This window comes from Paenibacillus xinjiangensis, from assembly GCF_059686975.1.
On sequence record NZ_JCAALS010000016.1, the window covers coordinates 42109 to 66148 of the forward strand.

Consider the following 24040-nt stretch of genomic DNA (forward strand, 5'->3'; position numbering starts at 1 on the left):
TCGAGTATGGCGATAATTAACGGCAAAGATGTAACGGAGTTTATCCGTTCAGCGCAATATGTGGCGGCAAGGCGTCGTGTCCTCCGGCAATTCGTAGAAGCGCTTATATACGAGAATATGGTGCCGGTCGCAGTACAACAGCAGAATGAGGGATGGGCAACGTACACCATTGCAGGCCAAGCCGCCGATGGAAGCCAAGTGGAGTACCTCTGTGAAGGCAGACGGATGCTGGGCTTCGGCAGAATTCGCTTGTCCACGGAGAAGCCGATCAGCAGAGTGCAGGGTGATGAGCATCGAGAGGCAGATGATCTTGCTGTATTTATGGAAGAAATAACAGCTTCGCTCGTGGAGGAGCCGCGTCATCTACAGCGATTTATGCAAGAGCTCGAACAGACGCTCTTGAAGGAAGCAGCAGCGCGTTACCATGTTCACCTTAATCGGAAGAGTGGACCAAGAGGATATGATGACTTAGAAGGCGATGTGCTGGAAGCCCATCCGTATCATCCCTGCTTCAAATCCAGAATCGGCTTCGATCTAGAGGATAATGAAGCATACGGTCCTGATTTCAATCCTCAGTTCAAGCTGGTATGGCTTGCCGTTCGCCGAGAGCTCGTCATTGTCGCGACATCAAGCATGATGTCCTTCACGGCATTTATCCGTAATGAGCTTGGGGCGCAGACGTATGGCCGGTTCACGGATATCTTATCCCGCAGCGGCTGTGTGGAGGCGGATTATGTATTCATCCCTGTGCATCCTTGGCAGTGGCGTGAGAAAGTGCAAGAAGCTTTTTTTCGCTATATCGAGAGTGGTCAGATCGTTCCGCTGGGAGAGGGGGATGATCATTATTCGCCTCAGCAGTCGATCAGGACGTTATCGAACCGATCACATGAGTCGAAATGGAATGTGAAAGCGCCGATCAGCATTACGAATACGTCTGCCGTACGCATATTAGGTTCACATCATGTGACCAATGCTCCGATTTTATCGGATTGGCTGGCCTCTATTGTCGAGCAGGATGCTTATTTGGGTGAGGAGCTGGGTCTTGTCATTCTGAAGGAAGCGGTGGGTGTTTCCTTCCGTTATGGTCTGCTGCCAGAGCCGATTAGACTGGATGCCTATGGTACGCTCGGCGCTATTTGGCGGGAAAATATCCATCATTATTTGAAGCCAAGAGAAGAAGCGGTTCCCTTCACAGCCTTATGTCATATCGACGCAGACGGAGTGCCTTTTATCCAGGAGTGGGTAACGAGATACGGGGTTGTAGAGTGGGTCAACAAGCTGTTTCATAGCAGTATTCTACCGCTTATCCACTTGCTGTTCGCCCATGGAGTAGCAATGGAATCGCATGGTCAGAACATGGTGCTGATTCATCGTGACGGCATTCCATTACGCGTTGCTCTTAAGGATCTGCCTGGAGGCGTACGCTTCTACAAGCGTGAAGAGAATGATCCGCTGCGTACAGAACGATTGCGGGATTCTGATCCTGAGCATCCCAACAGCTACAGCACCTCACCTATGGAGACGGAGGTTGTCTCCAAGATCAGAAATTTCCTACTGGATTCCTTCTTCCAGATTAATCTAGCCGAAATTGGCTGGGTTCTGGAGCGGTACTACGGATTAGCGGAGTTAGCCTTCTGGACCCTTGCTTCTGAACAAATTCATGCTTATCAGCAGCAGTTCCCTGCTTATGAGGAGAGCTTCAAGAAATATGATCTATTCGTCCCTACCATTGATGTCGGGCAATTGACAAGGCGCCGGCTATTCGGTGAGCATGTCATGCGCAATCATGCCGTACGCAATCCATTATATTTGCTGAAGCAATTAGAGGAGGCTAATGAAGGTGATACAGTCCGTCTTAAAAACGCGTGATATGGTGGAGTCGGTTGTAGAATGTGTGGGAGGAACGCCGCTTGTGCATTTAACTCGTATTTTTGCTCAATCCGGTATCGAGCTGTTCGCCAAAATGGAGATGATGAACCCAGGCGGAAGCATGAAGGACCGCACTGCGCGCTTCATTATTGAGCATGGGTTAAATAGTGGACTTATTAACGAGAATACTCATCTTATCGAGAGCACCTCGGGCAATCTGGGTATTGGCCTGGCTATGGTTGCCAAAATCAATGGCTTGAAATTAACTTGCGTTGTCGATCCCAAAATCACGAAGACGAATCTTCAGATTATGCGGAGTCTGGGCGCCAATATAGATATGGTAACGGAAAAGGATGAGCTTGGCGGTTATTTGAAAACCCGCATTAAGCGGGTCAACGAGCTGCTGGAGCAAATTCCACAATCGTATTGGATTAATCAATATGCCAATGAGCTTAATTGGAAGGCTTATTATACGACAGCTGCTGATGAGATGGTGAAGCAGCTACCTGGTACAATCGATTATCTGATCTGTGCAGTGAGCACAACGGGAAGTATTCTTGGTTTCTCCAGACGACTGCGGGAAGATTCCCCCCATGTCAAAGTCATTGCGGTGGATGCAGCAGGCTCGGTTATTTTCGGCGGGTTGCCTGGCGCAAGGGAAATACCAGGGATCGGCGCGAGCCGAGTTCCAGAGCTGCTCAGCAGAGATGAGATTGATGAAGTCGTCTATGTGAATGACTTGGAATCAGCAGAGGGCTGCCATGAGCTGCTCGATCGAGAAGGGATTTTTGCGGGAGGATCGTCAGGCTCAATTATTGCGGCACTTAAGAAAATACTGCCTTACATCCCGCGCGGAGCGAGAATAGCTACCGTGCTGCCTGATCGCGGGGATCGGTATATGGACAGTGTATATGACGAGCAATGGGTGAATGAGCAGCGAGGAGTATGGCAAACGGGAGGGGTAAAAGCATGAATGCTGGGACGTCTATGCTATATCTAAGCAGAGAAGATATAGAGAAGCTGGGTGGCGGACATTCTGACCTATATGTCGAAGCCGTCAGCCACGCGTTGACGCTGCATGCGAGTGGGGATTATGTGCAGCCGCTGAAGCCTTACTTGCGCGTTGAAGGCTCGAATGGACATATTGCGGATCGCATTATCGCAATGCCTGCCTATCTGGGAGGCGATTCCCCTATATCGGGTATGAAGTGGATTGGCAGCAAGCATGATAATCCGACCGTACGCGGCGTAGAGCGTGCAAGTGGAGTGATTATTCTTAACGATCCAGAGAGCAATTATCCGGTAGCCATTATGGAAGCAAGCTTATTAAGCGGCATGCGAACGGCTGCAGTATCCGTCATCGGAGCCCGTCATTTTGCCAAAAGCGGCTTCCGTGCGGTAAGCTGCATCGGCTGCGGCGCGATTGCTCGTATGCAGCTGCTGTCCATGCTGGAACAGTTCCCTGCAATTGCAGAAATTCACCTGTTCGATGTGTTTGCGGAGTCTGCTCATCGGCTTGCGCAAGAGCTTAGTGACCGATTCAGTCATGTGCTCATTACGATAGCAGCTAATGCAGAAGGCGCCGTAAGGCAGGGCGAGGTTGTGATCACCTGTACCGTAGTCGATCAGCCGTATATCCCAATGGAATGGATTCGCAGAGGAGCCTTCGTAAGCAATATTTCGATTATGGACTTGCACAAGGATGTATTCCTGCAGGCTGACAAGGTAGTCGTAGACGATTGGCAGCAGGCGAATCGAGAGAAGAAAACGCTCAATCAGCTTGTCCTGGAAGGCAAATTTTCGGAGGAGCAGCTATACGCGGAGTTAGGCGAGGTCGTGAGCGGCACGAAAGCTGGCAGGGAAAACGAGGATGAGATTATTGTGCTTAATCCGATGGGCATGGCCGTTGAAGATATCGCAAGCGCATATGAAATCTTCCGGCGAGCGCTGTCTAATGGCGTCGGCACAACATTAGATTTATTCAGTGCGAAGCAGGCTGCAGTATCCAGCGAGGTGAGGGCATAGGATGGTCACACAAGCTAGCCCAGCTTCTGGTCTAACGGCGCAATACCTAGCGGAGAAAGAGCATATCGAGCGATTTCTGAATGCGTATTTGAGGGAGCATGAGATTCCTCTGCCACTGCTGAGTCAAGAAGAGTCAATTAGCGGAAGAGTCCCGTCCCGTATTCTCAATCGCTTGGAGGAGCAAGGAACGCCTATGCTCCTTCCTCTGCCCGCTACTGGCGGGGTGGTTATTGGGGCGCTGCGCTACATATCAGCGCTTGGGCATTTCAAATATGGTGAAGAATTCTGGATAAGTAAGATGAAGGAGCACACAGATTCCGACCCTAATGCTCCTCTGACCTTCTATAGGCTCAGGTCTGCGGAGGAGCTCATTACCGCGTTAGTTGAAGAAATAGGCGCCAAGGAATGGGATCAAGCGGGAGCCAAGGGAAAACAATTGTCACTGATCGAGCAAATCATGGTTTCCATGGAGCGTGTGCAATATTTTATGGAGGGAACCTCTGGAAGAGCTGGTCGTTCGCTGTGGGAGCATCAGGGCGTGGGTCGCATTCAAGCAGCTGAACAAATGCTGCTGTATGGGCATCCGTTCCATCCGACTCCTAAGAGTGCGGAAGGCTTCTCGGAGGAGGCGATGCGCTTATATGCGCCGGAGCTCGGAGGAACGTTCGCCTTGCATTATTTTGCCATTGATCCCGAGCTGGTAGAGGAAGAATGGATCGGCGAGACAGTGGAGCCTGTTCCACATGCCATACGAGCAGCGGCAAAGGAGCTTCTGCCGTCTCAATATGCGCATTATATCCTGCTGCCGAGCCATCCCTGGCAAGCTGAATATGTGATGGGGCTTGAGCAGGTGCAGCCTTATATTGAGATGAAGCAGCTTATCTATTTGAAGGAGCTAGGAGGTAAAGTTGTTCCTACTTCCTCAGTGCGTACCGTGTGGGATTTCGATCAGCCTTATATTTATAAGCTGCCGCTAGACGTAAGAATAACGAATTTCATCCGCGTGAATCCACTTGAGCAGCTGAAGCGGGCTGTCGCAGCTAGCCGTGTACTTGCGGGATTAATTCCACAGATTCCTTATGATGGATTCACGATCATTGTGGAGGAAGGCTATCGAACATTAAAGCTAGCTTCGGTAGAACAAGGGGACAAGTCACTGAATGACAGCTTCGGCGTGATGTTCCGCCGCAATCCGGCACAGGTTATTCACATAGAAGAGAGTGGTCTGGCGGAAGCTGCTAGTCCGCTCGTAATCGCCTCCCTTCTAGAAGCTCGCACTCCGCTTGCGGCGACACCTCTATGGGAAGCTGTCATGGCATCAGCCAAGTGGAAGGGCGTTACAGCTAATGAGGAATTCACAGCCAGCTGGCTGCGCCGATATGTGGACATTTCACTTGTTCCGCTGTTATCGCTATTCGTGAGCTATGGCGTGAGCATGGAGGCGCATGCGCAGAATTCTTTGTTATCGCTGGATAAGGGCTGGCCAGCCCGGTTCTACGTGAGAGATCTGGAAGGGGTCAGCATTAGCCGCCAGAGAATGGAACGGCTGATTGAGCACAGCGGTGGACAGGAGCACTTCGGTCTATCGGACGATAGTCCGGCCTTGTATTCCGATGAATCTGCATGGCATCGCTTCAAATATTATGTGCTGGTTAACCACATGGGACATATCGTGCATACGCTCGCTTATGGATTGAAGAAGTCTGAATTAGTTCTATGGTTGGCGGTTTATGAGGCTCTGGTTCACTCAGACATATTCCAGCAGGCGGATAGCAAGCCGTACTTCGAGGATTTGCTGAATAATAGGTATCTCCCTGCGAAGGCGAATCTAATTAGCCGCTTCCAAGAGCGTGGTGAGAACCCGATCTACGTCTCTATACCGAACCCGTTATATATCGTAAGTCATTCTCATGAAGCGGAGGCAGACGATGAACCGGATTATTCAGCAGATCACACAGGCTAGACAAGACAGTCAGGAGCCGTTCTGCGGCTATTTTTATGATATTGCGCATTTGAGGGAGCATGCGAACGGATTGATGAGCAGCCTTCCTTCCTTCTGCAAGCTATTCTACGCGCTCAAAGCCAATTCCGATGAACCGATTATCGCCGCGCTGGCTCCTATCGTGAGTGGCTTTGAGGTGGCGTCACTGGGAGAAGTGCTCAAAGTACGTGCCATCTCAGCGGACATTCCGATTATTTATGGCGGCCCAGTGAAGACGGACAAGGCGATACAGGGAGCGCTCCTTCATCAGGTGCAGCGCATCCATGTGGAGAGCAGCTACGAGCTGCTTCGTGTCGCGAGGATTGCCAAGGAGCTGGGCGTAGTCGTATCGATTCTGCTGCGCGTGAATGTAGCGAGTCCGCTGCCGGAAGCAACCTTGTTCATGGCAGGAGAGCATTCTCAGTTCGGCATTGATGAGAATCAGCTTGCAGATGTCATTGCGCTTGCACAAAGTCTGGATTCGGTGAAGCTGGAGGGCTTTCACCTCCATTCCTTGTCTAATAATCTCAGCTCCGAGCGCCATATTCAGCTGGTCAGCCACTATTGCGATCTGGTGGCGAAGTGGTCAAGAGATTATGGCCTGAATCTGACCTATCTGAATGCAGGCGGAGGAATCGGTGTTAACTATGCGAACCTTGAAGAGCAATTCGACTGGAGCAGCTTCGTGGATGGACTCCGTGGAGAGGTGAGGAGCAAGCTTCCCGAGCACCTGACGATTATGTTCGAATGCGGCCGTTACATCACCGCCTCTTGCGGCTATTATGCAGCAGAGATTGTCGATGTGAAAAGCAATCATGGCAATCGGTTCGCCCTTCTACGCGGAGGAACCCATCATTTTCGCCTGCCCTCCTCATGGGGGCATAATCATCCATTCCAGATCGTTCCGATGGAGGACTGGAACTATCCATTCGCAAGACCAGCGCTTGGAGCAGGACCTGTAACGCTTGCCGGGGAGCTTTGTACGCCCAAGGATGTATTAGCCAGAAATTGTGAGGTGCCGGGCGTTCGCGTTGGGGATGTCATTGTGTTCCAATATGCGGGTGCGTATGGGTGGGCAATCTCTCATCATGATTTTCTGAGTCACCCTCATCCATCTCATCATTATTTGGAACAATGGAGTGGAGGTGTTCACGAATATGAGTGGGTTCAACAGCTCTCATCGAAGGCTACATCTTAATGTATTCATGCAGGCAACAGGCCATCATGATGCTTCCTGGCGCCATCCGATGGCACGGCCCGAAAAGATGCTCGATATCCGTTATTACATGAAGCTTGCACAGACCGCGGAGCGGGGCTTATTCGACTCCCTGTTCATCGCAGATACGTATGCAGGCAAGGTGAACAAGCTGGAGCCGTTCACCCAGCTTGCAGCGCTTGCAGCTGCTACGGAACGAATCGGATTAATTGCTACAGCGGCGACGACCTACAATGAGCCGTTCCATGTGGCTCGCAAGCTCGCCTCATTAGATCATATAAGCGGGGGAAGGGCTGGATGGAATATCGTGACGGGCGGCTCATCCGCCGCTCATAACTTCAGCCGAGAGGAGCATCCCGAGCATGATTCCCGTTATGAGACCGCAGCGGAATTCACGGAGGTCGTGAAGCAGCTGTGGGACAGCTGGGAGGATGATGCGCCTCGCTGTGACAAGGAGAGCGGAGTGCTGGTCGATCATGAGAAGGTGCATGACATTGATTTCAGTGGCAGTCATTACACGGTGAAGGGACCTCTTAATATGGCCCGCCCTCCTCAAGGCTATCCTGTATTGGTACAGTCTGGCTCTTCCGACAGCGGTAAGGAGCTGGCTGCAGCAGCTGGTGAGGTGGTGTTCACCGCTCAGCAGTCCTTCCATGAAGCAGCACAATTCTATGGAGATGTGAAAGGAAGAATGGGAAGGTATGGCAGGCTGCAGGAGCAGCTGCTCATTATGCCGGGCCTGTGCCCAATCGTTGCGGATACGGATGCCGAAGCGGAGGAGCTTGAGGAGGAGCTGAATCAGCTGATTGATATAACGGATGTCTTGCGGAGAATTTCCTCAAGGTTCACGGTTAATCTGAATGAATATCCCATTGATGGTCCCGTCCCGCTTGATAGGATGATACCGCCGGCTGAGTTTAATGGGCTGCGCAGCCGTCAAGAGCTCATGATGAAGATGATCCGCAGGGAGAGCATAAGCATTCGCCAGCTCGTCCACCGAATGATTGGCGGCCATGGGCATATCACGTTCACCGGAACACCGATCAAGCTTGCTGATCTGATGGAGGAGTGGCTGCGTGGCGGTGCTGCTGACGGATTCAACATTATGCCGCAGCTGTTCCCGTGCGGCTTGGACGCTTTTGTCGACCGCGTGGTGCCGGAGCTTCAGAATCGGGGGCTGTTCCGCACGGAATATGAAGGCGTGACGCTTAGGGAGAGCCTCGGATTGTCGCGTCCGGCGAATCGGTTCGCCGGCTATGCTTATACCGACAAAAAATAGAATAAGGACTTCATGTTGAACATTGAAATCGGGGGTAGAAGGTCATGACGTTATGGAATGGATCGGGAAGAATGGCCGATCTGATTAAGGAAAGACGATCGATCCGCAAGTTCAAGAGTGATCCGGTATCACAGGAATTGCTGATGCATCTGCTTAATGTAGCGGTGTGGGCACCTACACATGGTGTAAGAGAGCCATGGCGGTTCATTCTGTACAAGGGTGAGGCACGCAGAGGACTTGCTCATGCGATGCTGGATGCGAGCACGGCGGAGGAGCGAGGTCAATACACACAGAGCAAAGTCGATTATTTTATGAATATTCCGTATCATATCGTCGTCGTACAGGTAGAAGATCCTCGCCAAAGGCAGTGGGATGAGGATTACGCAGCAGTCTGCTGCTGGATTCAAACCTTCCAGCTTGCTGCTTGGGAAGAAGGATTAGGCGTCGTATGGAAAACAAACCCGTTCATCTATCATCCTGTGTTCCGTGAAGCGGTTCAAGTTCGGGGCGGTGAGAAAATCGTCGGACTACTGCATGTTGGGTATCCCGAGCAAATACCAGCTCCTAGGCCTCGAACCGATGCAAGTCAATATCTGACAATTCATGAGGAATAACGCAAACCAAAAGCAATAACAATTGGCGAAAAGGGGCGATCATAGTGAGTGCAAATGGAAAGCAGCTGCATATGAACTTGTTCATTCTGAATACTGGGCATCATGAGGCGTCATGGCGCCATCCTGATACACAGCCGGAGCTGGTTACAGATGTCCGCTACTATCAACAGCTGGCGCAAGTTGCGGAGAGAGGCAAGCTGGACTCGCTATTCCTTGCGGATGCTTACGGGCTGCCGCCGACTATACGCTATAAGGTGCTGCAGGGACTGGAGCCATTCACGCTATTGTCCGCACTTGCGATGTCGACCGAGCGAATCGGCCTAATTGGAACGGCATCCACGACCTACAATGAGCCCTTCCATATTGCGCGTAAGTTCGCCTCCTTGGATCATATTAGCGAGGGGCGGGCAGGCTGGAACATCGTAACTTCGACGGGCAATACGACAGCGTTCAACTTCCGCGACGAGGGGCTGCCAGAGCATTCCGAGCGCTATCGGAGAGCGGAAGAATTTCTTGATGTTGTGGAAGGACTATGGGACAGCTGGGAAGATGATGCTCTTGTGATAGACAAGGAATCCGGCATTTATGCTGATCCTGCTAAGATTAGCGAGATTAACCATAAGGGCTCTTATTTCGCCGTTCGCGGTCCGCTCAATATTCCTCGGCCTCCGCAGGGTCATCCCCTGCTGGTGCAAGCAGGCGCGTCAGATACTGGCAAGGAGTTCGCCGCCAAAGTAGCGGAAGCGGTATTCACCGCACAGAACACTCTGCAGGATGGGCAAGCCTTCTATGCTGATCTGAAAGGTAGAATGGCCAAGTATGGCCGTCATGTTGATGAGATGGCTATTCTTCCAGGCTTTTGCCCGATTATTGGAGCGACTGAGAAAGAGGCCAAGGAGAAAGAGGAGGAGCTGCACGCACTTACTCAAACGGAGTATGGGCTGTATCGATTATCGAACCTATTCAAATTCGATCTATCTGCATATCCTATCGATGGGCCATTGCCGTATGATGAGCTGCCACTCACAGAGGAGATCAATTCCCAGAAGGGCAGGCATCAAATGTATGTGGTGATGGCACGCAGGGAGGGACTAAGCATTCGCCAGCTAATGATGCGGACGGCTTCATCACGCGGACATTTCTCCCTCGCGGGCACACCTGTCCAGATTGCCGATGTGATGGAGCAGTGGTTCAGAGAAGGTGCAGCTGACGGATTTAATCTGATGCCTCCGTATTTGCCAGTTGGACTTGAGGAGTTCGTTGATCACGTTATTCCGGAGCTTCAGAATCGGGGATTGTTCCGAACGGAATATACGGGAGCTACGCTGCGCGATCATTATGGCCTGAAGCGTCCCGCAGGCCCTGCAAGCCATCCTGTCGTTACGGGAACCCGATAAGCTATGCTGACGCCAATACAATTCGTGGAGATGGTGAATCACAATGAGTGAAGAGATACGAAGGCAGCTGCATCTGAATTTGTTCGTCATGGGTACAGGACATCATGAAGCCGCATGGAGGTTAACCGCCAGCGAGCCCCACAATGTGACGAAAATCCAGCATTACGTGCACTTGGCTAAGTTAGCAGAACGGGGCCTGCTTGATTCGCTGTTCCTGGCGGATGCTTATGGGCTGCCTCCGGCTATTCAGTACAAGGTGCTCATGAGCTTAGAGCCCTTCACCCTGCTGTCTGCCTTGTCTGTTGCGACTGAGCGAATCGGCTTAATCGGTACCGCTTCAACAACGTATAACGAACCGTTCCATATTGCACGAAAGTTCGCTTCACTTGATCATATCAGCGGAGGCCGTGCGGGCTGGAACATCGTAACGTCTACCAGCGATGTGACAGCAGCGAACTTCGCTGATGAAAGGCTGCCGGCACATAGCGCACGTTATGAGCGAGCGGATGAGTTTCTTGATATTGTAACGGGCCTATGGGACAGCTGGGAGGATGGTGCACTTGTTATTGACAAGCAAACCGGTGTATATGCGGATACGGATAAGATCCGTGAGCTCAACCATAAGGGCAGACATTTCGCCGTTAGAGGCCCGCTTAATCTCCCGCGTTCACCACAAGGGCATCCCGTCTTGGTGCAGGCGGGAGCTTCGGATACAGGGAAGGAGTTCGCCTCCAGAGCAGCCGAGGTCGTCTTCACCGCACAGAATACGATCGAAGACGGACAGCGCTTCTACGCGGATCTGAAATCACGAATGGGGAAATACGGACGCTCGCCGCTTGATATGAAGATACTGCCGGGCTTCTGCGCCATTATTGGCGATACGGAGGCTGAGGCGAAGGATATCGAGATGGGCATGCATGAGCTGACGCAGGTGGAGTTCGGCTTAATTCGGCTGTCCAATGTGTTCAAGACCGACATGTCCCTCTATCCTCTAGATGAGCCTATTCCATTCGAACAACTGCCGAAGCAAGAGGAGATTAACGGGCACCGGGGAAGGCACCAGGTGTTCGCTGATATGGCGCGCAGGGAAGCGCTTACGGTGAGGCAACTTATCGCTCGAACGGCTGCCTCACGTGGTCACTTCTCCATGGCAGGCACTCCCATTCAGATTGCCGATACGATGGAGCAATGGCTGACCAGTCACGCAGCGGACGGCTTTAACTTGATGCCGCCTTCCTTGCCTGGCGGATTGGAGCAGTTCGTAGATAAGGTTGTGCCGGAGCTGCAGAACCGGGGACTATTCCGTACAGCTTACAGCGGCTCAACGCTGCGCGAGCATTATGGGCTGAAGAGGCCGGAAGGACAACATCACATTCTAGGGGAGGCGACTTAAGATGAAGGCTGGCAGCAAGCAGCTGCACTTGAATTTATTCGTTATGGGAACAGGACATCATGAGGCAGCTTGGCGTCTTGCACAGAGTAAGCCGGAGAGCGTCACGGATGTCCATTATTATATGCATCTGCTCCGAATTGCCGAGAGAGGCAAGCTGGATTCCTTATTTCTGGCAGATACCTATAACATGCCGCCGACGATTCAGTATAAAGTGCTGCAAGGACTCGAGCCCTTCACGCTGCTATCCGCCCTTGCCGTGTCGACAGAGCGAATCGGCCTCATCGGAACGGCCTCGACGACCTATAATGAACCCTTCCATGTTGCCCGTCAATTCGCTTCGCTGGATCATATTAGCGGAGGAAGAGCAGCATGGAATATCGTGACATCCACGAACAATGTAACGGCAGCAAATTTCGCAGACAAGGAGCTCCCTGAACATACAGAGCGTTATGAGCGGGCTGATGAATTTCTTGAGGTTGTCAAGGGACTATGGGATAGCTGGAGAGATGATGCATTAGTCGTCAATAAGCTCTCAGGCGTATATGCCGACACGTCCAAAATCAGCGAGCTGAATCATAAAGGAAAATACTTCGCAGTACGCGGACCACTTAATCTTCCTCGTTCACCTCAAGGCCATCCTGTATTGGTACAGGCGGGAGCCTCAGATACCGGGAAGGAATTCGCAGCTAAGGCCGCAGAGATCGTCTTCACTGCGCAGAACACGCGAGAGGACGGACTACGATTCTACACGGATCTGAAATCGCGAATGGCCAAGTACGGAAGGCTTCCGCATGAACTGCGGATTCTACCGGGCTTTTGCCCCATTATCGGGGATACGGAGGCGGAAGCGAAGGATAGGGAGAATGAGCTTCATGAACGGATACAGCCAGATTATGGGCTGCAGCGATTATCGAATTTGTTCAAGCTGGATATGACCCCTTACCCGCTCGATGGTCCGCTGCCATATGACCTGCTTCCGAAGCAGGAGAGCATCAACGGACATCGGGGAAGGCATCAGCTTTATATCGATATGGCACGCAGAGAGAATTTGACGATACGCGATTTGATTAGGCGGACGGCAGCCTCGCGTGGACACTTCTCTATGGCGGGCACACCCGTGCAGATTGCAGATGAGATGGAGAAGTGGCTGCATTCGGGTGCTGCGGACGGCTTCAATCTAATGCCGCCATCTCTGCCGGACGGATTGGTCCAATTCGTAGATCAGGTAGTGCCTGAGCTGCAGAATCGAGGCTTATTCCGAGAGGATTATACGGGGAACACTCTGCGTGAGCATTATGGTCTGAAGCGACCAGCTGCTACTGCGTATGATGCGGTATTCTCGAATAGAACCTAATTTTATCGAAGGAATGTTTAACGATCTAGCCGGACAAAAAAAAGCAGGGTACCGGACAAATTCCTACATGGACTTTTGCCCATACAAATTATAGTATTATTAATGAAAATGATTATCATTGCCAACTATTGAGGGGGAACTACAGAAATGAAGGCAGTAAAGATTTGGTTCGCAATTATTCTAATATTAGTCATCGCAGGATGCGGTGCGGCAGGAAATAAGGAGAACGGCTCTAGCGGTGCTGCAACGAATGCAACGAGTACGCCAGAAGCAATGAATGCAGCTAATACTGCAACTACTGAGCCAGCTCCAGCAGCTAGTGAAGGTGCTAGAACGATAACGCATGCGATGGGAGAAACAACTCTAGAGAGAGCTCCTGAGCGTGTTGTTATTCTATTCAACGCTATGATTGATATTTCGGCAGCTCTTGGTGTTAAGCCAGTTGGTGCAGTCGAGTCATGGGATGAGAAGCCATGGTTCCTCTATCTGCGAGATAACATGACAGATGTGACCAGCCTTGGTGAAGAGTCGCAGCCGAATATCGAAGGGATCGTCGCACTGAAGCCTGATCTCATTATTGGAGCGAAAGGCCGTCATGAGAAAATTTATCCGCAGCTCTCGGAGATTGCTCCAACAATCATGGTCGAAGAGGCCTTTGATTGGAAGGGGAATACGACTATAGCGTCACAAGCCTTGTACAAGGATGATCAAGGCGCCGAGATTATCAAAGCATGGGATGCCCGTGTTGCAGACTTCAAAGAGAAGATGGGAGACCGCCTAGCTAGCACAGAAGTATCTATGATTCGGTTCGAGAAGGATGGCACTGCACGAATCTATGTAACAGGATTTGCTGGTTCGATCTTCAATGATCTTGGTCTGCTGAGACCAGCTGCACAGCAGGGGGACAAATCAACGATTAATCTAGCCTCCAAAGAGCAGATTCCTCAGCTGGACGGCGATTATATCTTTGACATTACGCCACAAGTGGATGACGAGTCGAACATGCTCGAGAATCAGATCGACTGGACCTCCCATCCGCTCTGGAGTACGCTGGAAGGCGTGAAGAGCGAGCATTATTATAAGGTGAATGTCATTGACTGGAACCTTGGCGCAGGCAGCATGGCCGCTAATGCGCTGCTCGATGACCTATACGAATATTTCGAGCTTCAATAGAGCTGCTTATAAGATGCCGATAGCTTAAAATTCAGGAAAGAATGGGCATCTACTGCTCATTCTTTTGTGTTGTGACTGGAGGGGATGACGTGTTAATCGTCTTATCTGGCAATTCTCTCTCGCTACCTAGACCACATCGGATCAAGGAATATGATCCAGCGATAGAGAGGGAGCTAGCGATACATTACGAGGAAACGTACGGTTATTTGCTTGAGCAAGGGCTGCGTGAGCTGTATCCAGATCGGTATGCAAGTGTGCAAAATCGCTCGCAGCGGGGTTATACAATCGTCGATATTCTCCAGCAATTCGACGATCATTTGTACTATTTTGAACCGAATGTCATCATCATGCATGTAGGAGTTGTAGATTGCTGGTATCGCAAGGAGCTGGATGGACGCTCCTACGTTAACATTCAGAATTTCACGAAGAGCTATCTGACGATTATCAATCGGATGAAGCATCGGCCTGAAGCGAAGCTGATCGTCATCGGAATTGCCCCAACCTCTGACAAGATGGAGGAGAGATATCCAGGTATTCGAGAACAGATTAGCGAATATAATCATGTGCTGCAATGCGGAGCCAGCGGGGAGCAAATCTACTATATGGATCTGATAGAGGACATGGCTTCTCAGACCGAACGTTATTTGCTTCCGGATGATCAGCATTTGAACCGGGATGGCAACAGGCTTGTAGCGGATAAATTAGTGGCTTTAATTGGCCCGATGATGGAGAGATAGCAGACATGAACGTATTGAATACAGCCTACCTTAGAGCAGCTGGTACAGTTGTTGGTGTCCTTCTGCTGCTGGGAAGTCTGGCTGCAAGCATCCTGCTCGGCGCTACGAACTTCGGCTGGCATACGGCCTGGCAAGCAATCGCACATTATGATGCTGCGATAAGCGATCAAGTGATTATAAGGACGACCCGTGTGCCACGCGCACTAATCGCAGCAGTGATCGGGGCGAGCCTAGCGGCAGCAGGGGCGATCATGCAGATTCTGACGCGTAATCCATTGGCCTCGCCTAGTGTGCTTGGGGTCAATGCTGGCGCAACTCTATTCGTCGTGATAGCAGCAACTCTATTCTCTGTATCTAACATGCAGATGCTGATGTGGATGGCCTTTCTTGGAGCGACAACGGGCGCTGTAAGCGTATATGCTCTAGCAACCATCGGAAGAGACGGTATGACGCCATTAAAGGTTATATTGGCAGGGTCAGCGATGGCGGCGCTATTCTCTTCTTTTACACAAGGGCTGCTAGTGCTTAATAAAGAAGGGCTCAACAGTGTGCTGTTCTGGTTAACGGGGTCGATTGCGGGCCGTTCGCCTAATATGCTGATTACTGTATTTCCGTATGTTCTACTAAGCTGGCTGGTTGCTATGCTGCTTGCCAAAGATATGAATGTGCTGATGATGGATGAGGATACGGCCAAAGGGCTCGGTCAGCGTACCGCTGTTGTTCGTATATTGGGTGGTATTATCGTCATTATTCTAGCAGGCGCATCGGTGTCTGTAGCAGGTCCTATTGGCTTCATCGGCATCGTTATTCCTCATATCTCTCGGTTCTTCGTTGGCACGGATAATCGCTGGGTGCTGCCATACTGTATGATGCTTGGGGCTATTCTGCTTGTATTGGCTGATCTAATTGCGAGATTTATTATGATACCGGAGGAGATTCCGGTCGGCGTTATGACTGCTATTATCGGCGTTCCATTCTTTATGTACATCGCTCGAAGGAGACTGGCCAAATGACAAAATCGACGATCACTATGATGACCATTCTGTTCTTCGGTGTGCTGGCAGTCATCTTGAGCACAGCCTTGGGAGAGATGGTACTTACCCCCATAGAGGTGATTCGAGGAGCTCTTGGAATAGGGCAAGAGGATCATACGATGGTCATCAGACAATTGCGCCTTCCCCGGATTGTAGTAGCCTTGCTGGCGGGAGCATCGCTTGCAGCTGCGGGAGCTGTACTGCAAGGCGTGATCCGTAATCCGATGGCTTCGCCTGATATATTAGGTGTTACCGGGGGAGCATCCGTTGCAGCCGTTATCTTCATTACCTATTTCTCGGATGCATTAAGTATTCGGTGGCTGCCTGTGGCTGCGATGGCCGGTGCGATTCTAGTATCTTTCCTATTGTATGTATTGGCTTGGAAAAAAGGGATATCGCCCTTTCGCCTCATTCTCGTCGGGATCGGTATGGCTTCGCTCATGACGGCAATGACTACCATGATGATTATTTTCAGTCCGAAGAATGATCCAGGCCAAGCCTATCTCTGGCTAACCGGGTCTGTCTATGGCTCCAACTGGGAGAATGTCCTGACGATACTGCCTTGGACGATCGTGCTGCTGCCGATTGCTTACGGGTTTTCCCGTCATATCGATATTGGTCAACTTGGCGACGACATCGCATTAGGGGTGGGGAGCAAGGTGCAGCGCAATCGGATCATCATACTGGGAGTCAGCGTCGCTCTTGCAGGATCGGCTGTTTCTGTGGCAGGTGGGGTTGGTTTTATCGGTTTAGTTGCGCCGCACATGGCGCGCAAGCTGGTAGGCTCGAACTTCAACAAGGTGCTGCCTGCATCTGCTATGCTGGGAGGCATAATCGTCATGCTCGCGGACCTCGTTGGACGCACGATTCTGATGCCCCTAGATATTCCGGTAGGCGTATTTACGTCTGCGATCGGTGCACCATTTTTCATCTATTTGCTCTTCTCCAGGCGGTATGTTCGTTAGAAGAAGGGGATTGCAGGACTATTAGCTCAATTGACAAAAAAGGGTATATTTGTTTTAATGATAATGAGAATCGTTATCGTTATTGTTAAAACAAAAAGCTTGACGAAATGGAGAATAAGATGAGCGAATCCAACACTTCGGTTTTTGTTATTAGCGATGTCCGCAAACATAAATATACGATAGAACAGCCTATACAATCTGAAACGGCACACCTGCTGTGCTTTGTTGTAGAGGGCAATGGCAGGCTGCTAATGAAGGATACGGTTATCGATATACGGCCCATGCAGCTGCTATATTTGAGTGCAGACACCCCGGTGAACCTAACTCGACTATCGGAGAGCTTGGAGATGTATATATTATCCTTCCAGCATTACACGGGTCGTACATTCACACCGAATCGGGACAGCATTCAATTGCACAGTTCAAATAAGCCGGTGCTGCAGACCGGTTATGTCGAGCTCGGCTGCAAGCCTCAGCACATTCTGCATCGGATCGAGCAGATCGAGGCATACAGCTGTAACGAGCCTCAATCTGATAAGCTGCAATTACAATTCCAGGAATTACTCTATACGATTATGCACAACTCCCCATCCCTCATGATCCAAGAAACTTCTACTCCTAGCATTCAACGAACCATTTCCTATATGAAAACACATTTTCAAGAGAAGCTCGATATGAGCACACTATCATCCATGGCCCAGCTCACGGCGAGTTCTTTCTCCCGCTCCTTCAAAAAAATAATGGGTGAGCCTCCGATTGAATATTTGACCAGGCTGCGAATCGAGAGCGCGAAGGAGCTGCTCTCTCAGCAAGGCTGTCGAATAAAAGAGGTATCAGCAGCTGTAGGCTATGATGATGAATTTTATTTCAGCCGCATCTTTCATCGTACGGTAGGCGTATCGCCAACCTTCTATATGAAGAGAAACCGAATGAAGGTTGCGGTCGCCTCCTGCCTGAAGTTCCAAGACAGCTTATCCTCGCTTGGCATACAGCCCGTAGCTGCCGTTAATTGCTGTAGATATCCTGGAATGGGCGATACGGAGTATGAGCATATTCTCTCCAGCCAATGGAAGGATTTGATCAATGCCAAGCCGGATTTGATTATTGGAGACAAGTACCATCAGCTATATGAAGACAAATTCAGTGAGATTGCACCGACCGTGATGCTGGCGCAGGATCGGGATTGGTTAATGAACTATCGTAAGCTAGCTGACATGCTGGGACGACAGAAGGAAGCGGAGCAGGCCATCCATCAGTTGGAACGGCAAGTAACAGATGCTAGGCAGAGGCTTCAGCAGTATATGGATGATAAGACGGTTAGCGTCATGCAAATCAATCATCTTGGCATTCGTATTCAAGGAACGGTGGATCATCCGCTCAACGAGCTGCTGTTCCGAGAGCTCGGCCTTAAGCCTGGAGGCAATGTACCGCAGCATATCAAGATGCTGGAGCTTCAGCCGGAATGGCTGCCACCTGTGGAAGCCGATTATTTGTTTGTTCTCAAGAAGAATCCTCGCGCAGGCAGCGATCAAATATTCGAGAGAATGGTGAAGACAGATGCCTGGAATGACATGGAGGCAGTGAAAAGTAATCGCGTGCTGCATGTGCCGCATTGGCTCCGAATGAGCTGGAATCCTATTGGAAGGCAGCTGATAGTGGATGAGGTTTTAAGAATGACGGGTGCGTTGCAAGAGAATTAAACATTTCGTTACAGGTGAAGGAGGACGAAGTCATTGATAGTCTTATTATCGAAAAATGTATCGGATAACCGTCTCTCAGAAATAGATAGGTTTATTGCGGATGATGGATTCAAAACCAGAGTGTCACACAATGAGGACTACGTTGCAGTAGGCGTGTATGGCAAAGGAAACCCGGAGCTGGCAGACCGTATCTTAGGTTTGGAGGACGTCGAACAGGTTATTCCCTTCAAGAAGTCATATCCGCTAGCCAGCAGGCAATTTCAACCTCATAACACAGTTATTACTGCCGGGGGGGTGACAATTGGAGCTGAGCAGCTAGCTGTTATTGCAGGGCCGGGCACAGCAAAGACAAGGGAGCAATGGCGAGCGGTTGCGCAAGCATTGCGGTCATCCGGTGTTCAGATTATGCGGGGCGAGTTCGTCTTGGGTAATGAGGAGGGGATGGATCTGGAGGGGCTGCAGGCATTCCAAGAGGCAGCCTCTGAATTCGGACTGCTGACGATGACGACAGTTCCAGGTCCTGCCCACGTGGCAATGACCGGGCAATATGTAGATATCATTGCCGCGGGCGTTCGCAATATGCAGAATCGGGACTTGCACAGGGAGCTTGGCGATTGTGGCAAGCCCGTTATTCTTAGACGAAGCATAAGCGCAACGTACGATGAATTCCTAGGTAGTGCAGAAAATATTGTAGCGCGAGGTAACGCTAACGTTATTCTGATGGAAAGAGGCATCCGAACCTTCGAGCCATATACGAGCCAGACACTAGATATTGGTGCGATTCCGGCCCTCCAGACACTTAGTCATCTTCCCGTTATAGTGGATGCTACTCATGCTTCCGGACGCACAGAGATGATAGAGCCGCTTACGAGAGCAGCTGTAGCAGCAGGGGCAAACGGCGTATTCATCGGATTTGATCTGCCAGCCGTTCAAGGGGACAACAAGCCTGCCTTAATCCTCTTCGCGGAACGTTGGGAGAAGCTTATGCTGGATTTGCAAATGCTTGCGCCAATCGTCGGCAAACGATTCGCAGCCGGTTCATGAGCAGCGGAGCAGATAACCACATAGCAGGCAGTCGACGAGAAAGCCTCCGCGTATGGGGCTGGACATTAGCCTTCCTGAGACCATACGGCTGGCTTCTGCTGCTGCATATTGGATTAGGACTATTACTGGCTTGCTGTGAAATGATTATTCCGACGATTATTCAATGGTTCGTTGATGACGTTCTGCCTGAGCGCGACGAGTCCTTGTTCTTGACCTTGCTCTTGGTATTGCTTGTGATTATTGCCGCCTTAGTCGGTATTCGCGCGGGCAGGAACCTATTGGAGCGTGTCATTCGAGAGAAGGCGGCACGGGATCTGCAATTGACTGTATTCCGCAAGCTAAGGGAGCTAGGCTTCCATTATTATGAGCAGCATACTATTGGGGAGTCGCTCTCTCTAATGAACACGGAGGTTAATGCGGTTCAGCGGCTGTATCATCGGCATTTTCCAGAATGGCTCAAATGCATGCTATATGTCGGGGTAATCATCATTGCTGTAAGCTTGATCCATGTTCCATTAGTGCTGTGGAGTCTTCCATGGTTTATTGTGTATGCCGTAATTGGGCCAATGCTGGAGAAAAAGACGATGCAGACGGTACGCGAGGCGACAGAAGCCAGAATCGACTATAACCGACATGTCTATGACAGCATGTCAGCCCAGCTAGAGATTAGAGCGCATGGACGCAGGGAATGGGATCGGCAACGCTTGCTGGAGCTTCTCGGAGGGTACCTCAGCCTATGGCGGCAAATGACGATTTATATATGGCTAAGAGGTGTTCCGCGAAGAATAATTGTCTATGGAAGTACGCTGACCATGTATGCCTATGGAGCGATATTGGTAAGAGATAGCGTACTGACAATTGGCGAGTTTATTGCGTTTGCCCTTTATTACACGATTATGATCTTTAACATGACGCTGATGATTACGATAGCGGCGGAAGCTCGAGCATTGATTGCACAAGCGGAGAGGTTGTACAAGCTGGATCAGCTGAAGCCGCAGCTAGTCGAGGCAGAGCGGCCGATTAAGCTGCCGCAGGTGAGTGGCAGGCTAAGCTTCGAAGAAGTCTCCTTTCGTTATCCGTCTGGCAGCAATGACATGATTACCGACTTCACATTGGACATAGAAAGCGGCGAGAGGATAGCCATTGTAGGTGAGAGCGGAGGCGGCAAATCGACACTACTCAAGCTGATTGGCCGCTTCTATGATCCCTATAAGGGAGCGATTGTGCTGGATGGCGTTCCGTACCGTGACCTCTCTATTCAGCAGCTAAGAGAGGCGATTGGATTCGTCTTTCAGGAGACGTACCTATTCGGTACGACAATTCGGGATAATATCCGGTTTGCTTGTCCAGATGCCTCCGATGATAGAGTTGTTGAAGCGGTCAAAGCGGCTTATGCCCATACGTTCATCGAGCGGCTACCTGACGGTTATGACACTCAGGTTGGTGAACGGGGATACAAGCTGTCGGGAGGGCAAAAACAGCGTCTTGCGATTGCTCGCCTGTATTTGAAGAACCCGCCGATTATCGTCTTGGATGAAGCCACCTCTGCACTGGACAATGAGAGCGAACGTGAAGTGATGAAGTCATTAGATGGCCTGCTGCGAGAGAAGACAATCATCACGATTGCTCATCGCCTGTCCACGATTCGCCATTATGATCGGATCGTCGTTATGGCACAAGGCCGCATTGCGGAGATTGGCAGCTATGATGAGCTCATGAAGCGGCGAAAGGTCTTTTTCCGAATGGTTGAAGGGAGGGCTGACGCAATTTGAGCGGGGTCAAGTGGCTGTGGCGTTATTTGAAGGAAGAAAAGCTGTCGATTGCTCTTATGATGGTCGTGTACATCGCAATTTCGTTAACGGAGCTTGGAACAGTCTATATCCAGAAGCTGTTAATTGATGATGTGTTTATCCCTGGAGATTTCGGCAAGCTTACTGAGACGCTGCTGTGGTTCGGTGTGATATGCCTCATCAATGTCGGCTTTCATACCCTAGGGGGCTTCGCATATACAAGGCCTTACAAGCGTATAGCAGCTCGTATGAGTGGTCAGCTATTCCATAGGCTGCAGCGTATTCCTGTTCAAACGTTCCAGCAAGGCAGGACGGCTGCATACGTACGACACATGACCGAGGACATACCAAGTATAAGCGAATTCGCAGCAAGGATACTGCCGCAATTTGTGGCCAACGTATTGGTTATGCTCTTCCTCGTGACTGCGATAGGCAGCAGCATGATCTTAATCGCCATCATTCTTGCTGTTAGCATCAGCTATAGCTTCCTAATGAAACTCTATCACCCGACCATGCAGAGTATGAGCAGAGCAGTGCAGGATCGCAAGGATAGTGTGCTCGTTATTATCGAAGAGGGACTATCCTCGACCCGGGAGGTGCTCGCCAATCATCGCATGAGCTGGGAAGAGACGCGTTATGCGAGACGGTTCAGTCGTTATTATGACAAGGTCATGGAACAAGGGAAGCTGGTGAATCGTCAGCTGTTCGCGAGTGAACCGCTCCGCTATGGAGGGCAGCTGCTCGTTCTTGGCGCAGGCGGCTATTTGGTGATGCAAGATGAGATCTCTCTGGGAACGTTCGTTATTATTTTCTCACTAACCCAGAAATGCATGGATTTATGTCAATCGTTGTTCGAGCAGTTCATGCGTCTATCCGAGTATATGGGCAATGTGGAGAGAGTGCGGATGATGATGCAGCAGCCTGACGAGCCTGACGGTAGGACAGCACTCCCTTCGATTAAGCAGGAAATATGCTTTGAGAATGTCGATTTTGCTTATGATGGGGAGACCGGAGTTTTCAATGTATTGAATAACCTTACGCTGCGAATTCCGGCAGGCAAGAAGGTTGCTTTCGTTGGGACGAGCGGCGGCGGCAAATCGACGATTGCAGGTATGCTTGTTCGATTCTATGAGCCCACTGCGGGCAGCGTTAAGGTAGACGGGATTCCACTTAATACGATTCAGCGTGATGACTGGACGAAGCGGGCAGCGATTGTCTTTCAAGAGCCCTATCTGTTCCCCGGCTCCATTCGGTTAAATCTAACGCTAGGACATTCTACTGTGGAAGAGAAGCGGCTACTTGAGGTATGCAGGGCCATGCAGTTAAACGATGTTCTGGATAAGCTTCCTGAAGGTTATGATACGGTAATCGGAGAGCGCGGGATGATGCTGTCTGGTGGGCAGCGCCAGCGGCTGGCATTGGCAAGAGCGGTGCTGCATAACCCAGCTGTGCTTATTCTGGATGAGGCGACCTCTGCGCTCGATATGGAGACGGAACGTGAGGTTCAGCGTAATTTGGCCGAGCTGCGCCGTGGGAAGACGACGATTGTTATTGCCCATCGCTTGTCTACTGTCGTTGACGCAGATCTCATATTTGTTCTGGATAAAGGCCGAGTGATTGAACAGGGAACACACGACGAGCTGATGCTCAGGCGAGGATTGTATCAGAGCTTGGTTGATGCACAAGCTCAGACTGCAGCGGTTGGTTCAGCATAATGGACTAACCGCTGATATTTCGGGAATCATTCTATTTAAATGGTGGACTGCTCGCGCACAAAGAGCAGTCTTTTTGTTGTTGATTAATTTACAATTTAATATTAAAGTTGAGTTAACAATATTAGTTTACAATTAATAATAATATTAATTCATTATGCCAGCGTTGAAGACGCTACAGGCGATGTCATCGTCAAGGTCGTTAACATGCAGGATAGCGCCGTTGAGACAACAGTGGAATTACTGGATCTGCCAAGCGGAATGTATGAGGCAGACCTATTCGAATTGTCGGGCTATGCGCTTGAGGATGAGAATAGCTTCGAGCAGCCTGATCTAATCAAGCCTAAGGAAAGTACAATGAGCATTAATGGGGATCGGTTTGACTATGAATTCCCAATGTACTCCGTCACTATATTCAGAATCAAAGGCATTGACTGACTATCGCTTATTCTAAAAAATGATTGAAACCCCATTATGCTTATGCTATTATGAAAAACATTATAAAGCGTTGAAGAGAAAAGCATACAAGTCTGCTTATGCTCAGAGAGCAAAGGGAACGCTGCAACCTTTGCCTTAAGCGATGTATGTAGTCAGCTCGGAGCTGTTGATCGAAGGCCGAACCCATGTATGATGGATCGGTTGCGTAGGCTCAACCGGAATCGCACACGTTATTGTGCTGCAGGTAAGAACATCTTACCTCTTGAGGCTGGTCGTATCGTAAGATAACCGGCAAATCAGGGTGGTACCGCGAAAGTTA

Annotated in this window: 19 protein-coding genes; all 19 read left to right on the top strand. The window is 50.4% G+C overall.

Features of this window, described 5'->3' with window-relative positions; translation table 11 throughout:
* Positions 1-6: 6 nt before the first annotated feature.
* A complete protein-coding gene (locus tag AC6ESP_RS16800) occupies positions 7-1869 on the top strand; it encodes an IucA/IucC family protein (protein ID WP_497097880.1) in 1863 nt (620 codons plus the stop codon).
* Position 1870: 1 nt separating this feature from the next.
* Complete coding sequence (gene sbnA, locus AC6ESP_RS16805; RefSeq protein ID WP_497097970.1) at positions 1871-2842, top strand: 2,3-diaminopropionate biosynthesis protein SbnA; 972 nt, start codon at positions 1871-1873, stop codon at positions 2840-2842.
* Positions 2839-3894, top strand: coding sequence for a 2,3-diaminopropionate biosynthesis protein SbnB (gene sbnB, locus AC6ESP_RS16810; protein WP_497097881.1), 1056 nt, complete (start codon positions 2839-2841; stop codon positions 3892-3894). Before sbnA ends, sbnB begins: the two co-directional genes overlap by 4 nt.
* A gap of 1 nt (position 3895) precedes the next feature.
* A complete protein-coding gene (locus tag AC6ESP_RS16815) occupies positions 3896-5857 on the top strand; it encodes an IucA/IucC family protein (protein WP_497097882.1) in 1962 nt (653 codons plus the stop codon).
* Positions 5823-7073, top strand: coding sequence for a type III PLP-dependent enzyme (locus tag AC6ESP_RS16820; RefSeq protein WP_497097883.1), 1251 nt, complete (start codon positions 5823-5825; stop codon positions 7071-7073). Before AC6ESP_RS16815 ends, AC6ESP_RS16820 begins: the two co-directional genes overlap by 35 nt.
* A complete protein-coding gene (locus AC6ESP_RS16825; RefSeq protein ID WP_497097884.1) occupies positions 7033-8370 on the top strand; it encodes an LLM class flavin-dependent oxidoreductase in 1338 nt (445 codons plus the stop codon). Before AC6ESP_RS16820 ends, AC6ESP_RS16825 begins: the two co-directional genes overlap by 41 nt.
* Positions 8371-8414: 44 nt before the next feature.
* On the top strand, positions 8415-8984 hold the full coding sequence (locus AC6ESP_RS16830; RefSeq protein WP_497097885.1) for a nitroreductase family protein: 570 nt from the start codon (positions 8415-8417) through the stop codon (positions 8982-8984).
* Positions 8985-9028: 44 nt separating this feature from the next.
* Positions 9029-10381: an LLM class flavin-dependent oxidoreductase gene (locus tag AC6ESP_RS16835; RefSeq protein WP_497097886.1), complete on the top strand. Its 1353-nt coding sequence runs from the start codon at positions 9029-9031 to the stop codon at positions 10379-10381.
* A gap of 43 nt (positions 10382-10424) precedes the next feature.
* Positions 10425-11774, top strand: coding sequence for an LLM class flavin-dependent oxidoreductase (locus AC6ESP_RS16840; RefSeq protein ID WP_497097887.1), 1350 nt, complete (start codon positions 10425-10427; stop codon positions 11772-11774).
* Position 11775: 1 nt separating this feature from the next.
* Positions 11776-13128 (top strand): LLM class flavin-dependent oxidoreductase, encoded by a 1353-nt coding sequence (locus tag AC6ESP_RS16845; RefSeq protein WP_497097888.1) that lies wholly within the window; start codon positions 11776-11778, stop codon positions 13126-13128.
* A gap of 147 nt (positions 13129-13275) precedes the next feature.
* Positions 13276-14301 carry an ABC transporter substrate-binding protein gene (locus tag AC6ESP_RS16850; protein ID WP_497097889.1) on the top strand — a complete coding sequence of 342 codons (1026 nt, stop codon included), beginning with the start codon at positions 13276-13278 and terminating at the stop codon, positions 14299-14301.
* Positions 14302-14390: 89 nt separating this feature from the next.
* Positions 14391-15038: an SGNH/GDSL hydrolase family protein gene (locus AC6ESP_RS16855; RefSeq protein ID WP_497097890.1), complete on the top strand. Its 648-nt coding sequence runs from the start codon at positions 14391-14393 to the stop codon at positions 15036-15038.
* A 5-nt stretch (positions 15039-15043) separates the two neighbouring features.
* Positions 15044-16051 carry a FecCD family ABC transporter permease gene (locus tag AC6ESP_RS16860; RefSeq protein WP_497097891.1) on the top strand — a complete coding sequence of 336 codons (1008 nt, stop codon included), beginning with the start codon at positions 15044-15046 and terminating at the stop codon, positions 16049-16051.
* Complete coding sequence (locus tag AC6ESP_RS16865) at positions 16048-17037, top strand: FecCD family ABC transporter permease (protein WP_497097892.1); 990 nt, start codon at positions 16048-16050, stop codon at positions 17035-17037. Before AC6ESP_RS16860 ends, AC6ESP_RS16865 begins: the two co-directional genes overlap by 4 nt.
* A 119-nt stretch (positions 17038-17156) precedes the next feature.
* Positions 17157-18737 (top strand): ABC transporter substrate-binding protein, encoded by a 1581-nt coding sequence (locus AC6ESP_RS16870; protein WP_497097893.1) that lies wholly within the window; start codon positions 17157-17159, stop codon positions 18735-18737.
* A 33-nt stretch (positions 18738-18770) separates the two neighbouring features.
* Positions 18771-19781, top strand: a complete 1011-nt coding sequence (locus AC6ESP_RS16875; protein ID WP_497097894.1) for a 3-deoxy-7-phosphoheptulonate synthase — start codon at positions 18771-18773, stop codon at positions 19779-19781.
* Entirely contained in the window at positions 19709-21553 is a 1845-nt protein-coding gene (locus AC6ESP_RS16880) for an ABC transporter ATP-binding protein (protein ID WP_497097895.1), read from the top strand. The genes AC6ESP_RS16875 and AC6ESP_RS16880 overlap by 73 nt, the downstream gene beginning before the upstream one ends.
* Positions 21550-23286 carry an ABC transporter ATP-binding protein gene (locus AC6ESP_RS16885; protein WP_497097896.1) on the top strand — a complete coding sequence of 579 codons (1737 nt, stop codon included), beginning with the start codon at positions 21550-21552 and terminating at the stop codon, positions 23284-23286. Before AC6ESP_RS16880 ends, AC6ESP_RS16885 begins: the two co-directional genes overlap by 4 nt.
* A gap of 186 nt (positions 23287-23472) precedes the next feature.
* Positions 23473-23721, top strand: a complete 249-nt coding sequence (locus AC6ESP_RS16890) for an alpha-L-arabinofuranosidase C-terminal domain-containing protein (protein WP_497097971.1) — start codon at positions 23473-23475, stop codon at positions 23719-23721.
* The last annotated feature ends 319 nt before the right edge of the window (positions 23722-24040 follow it).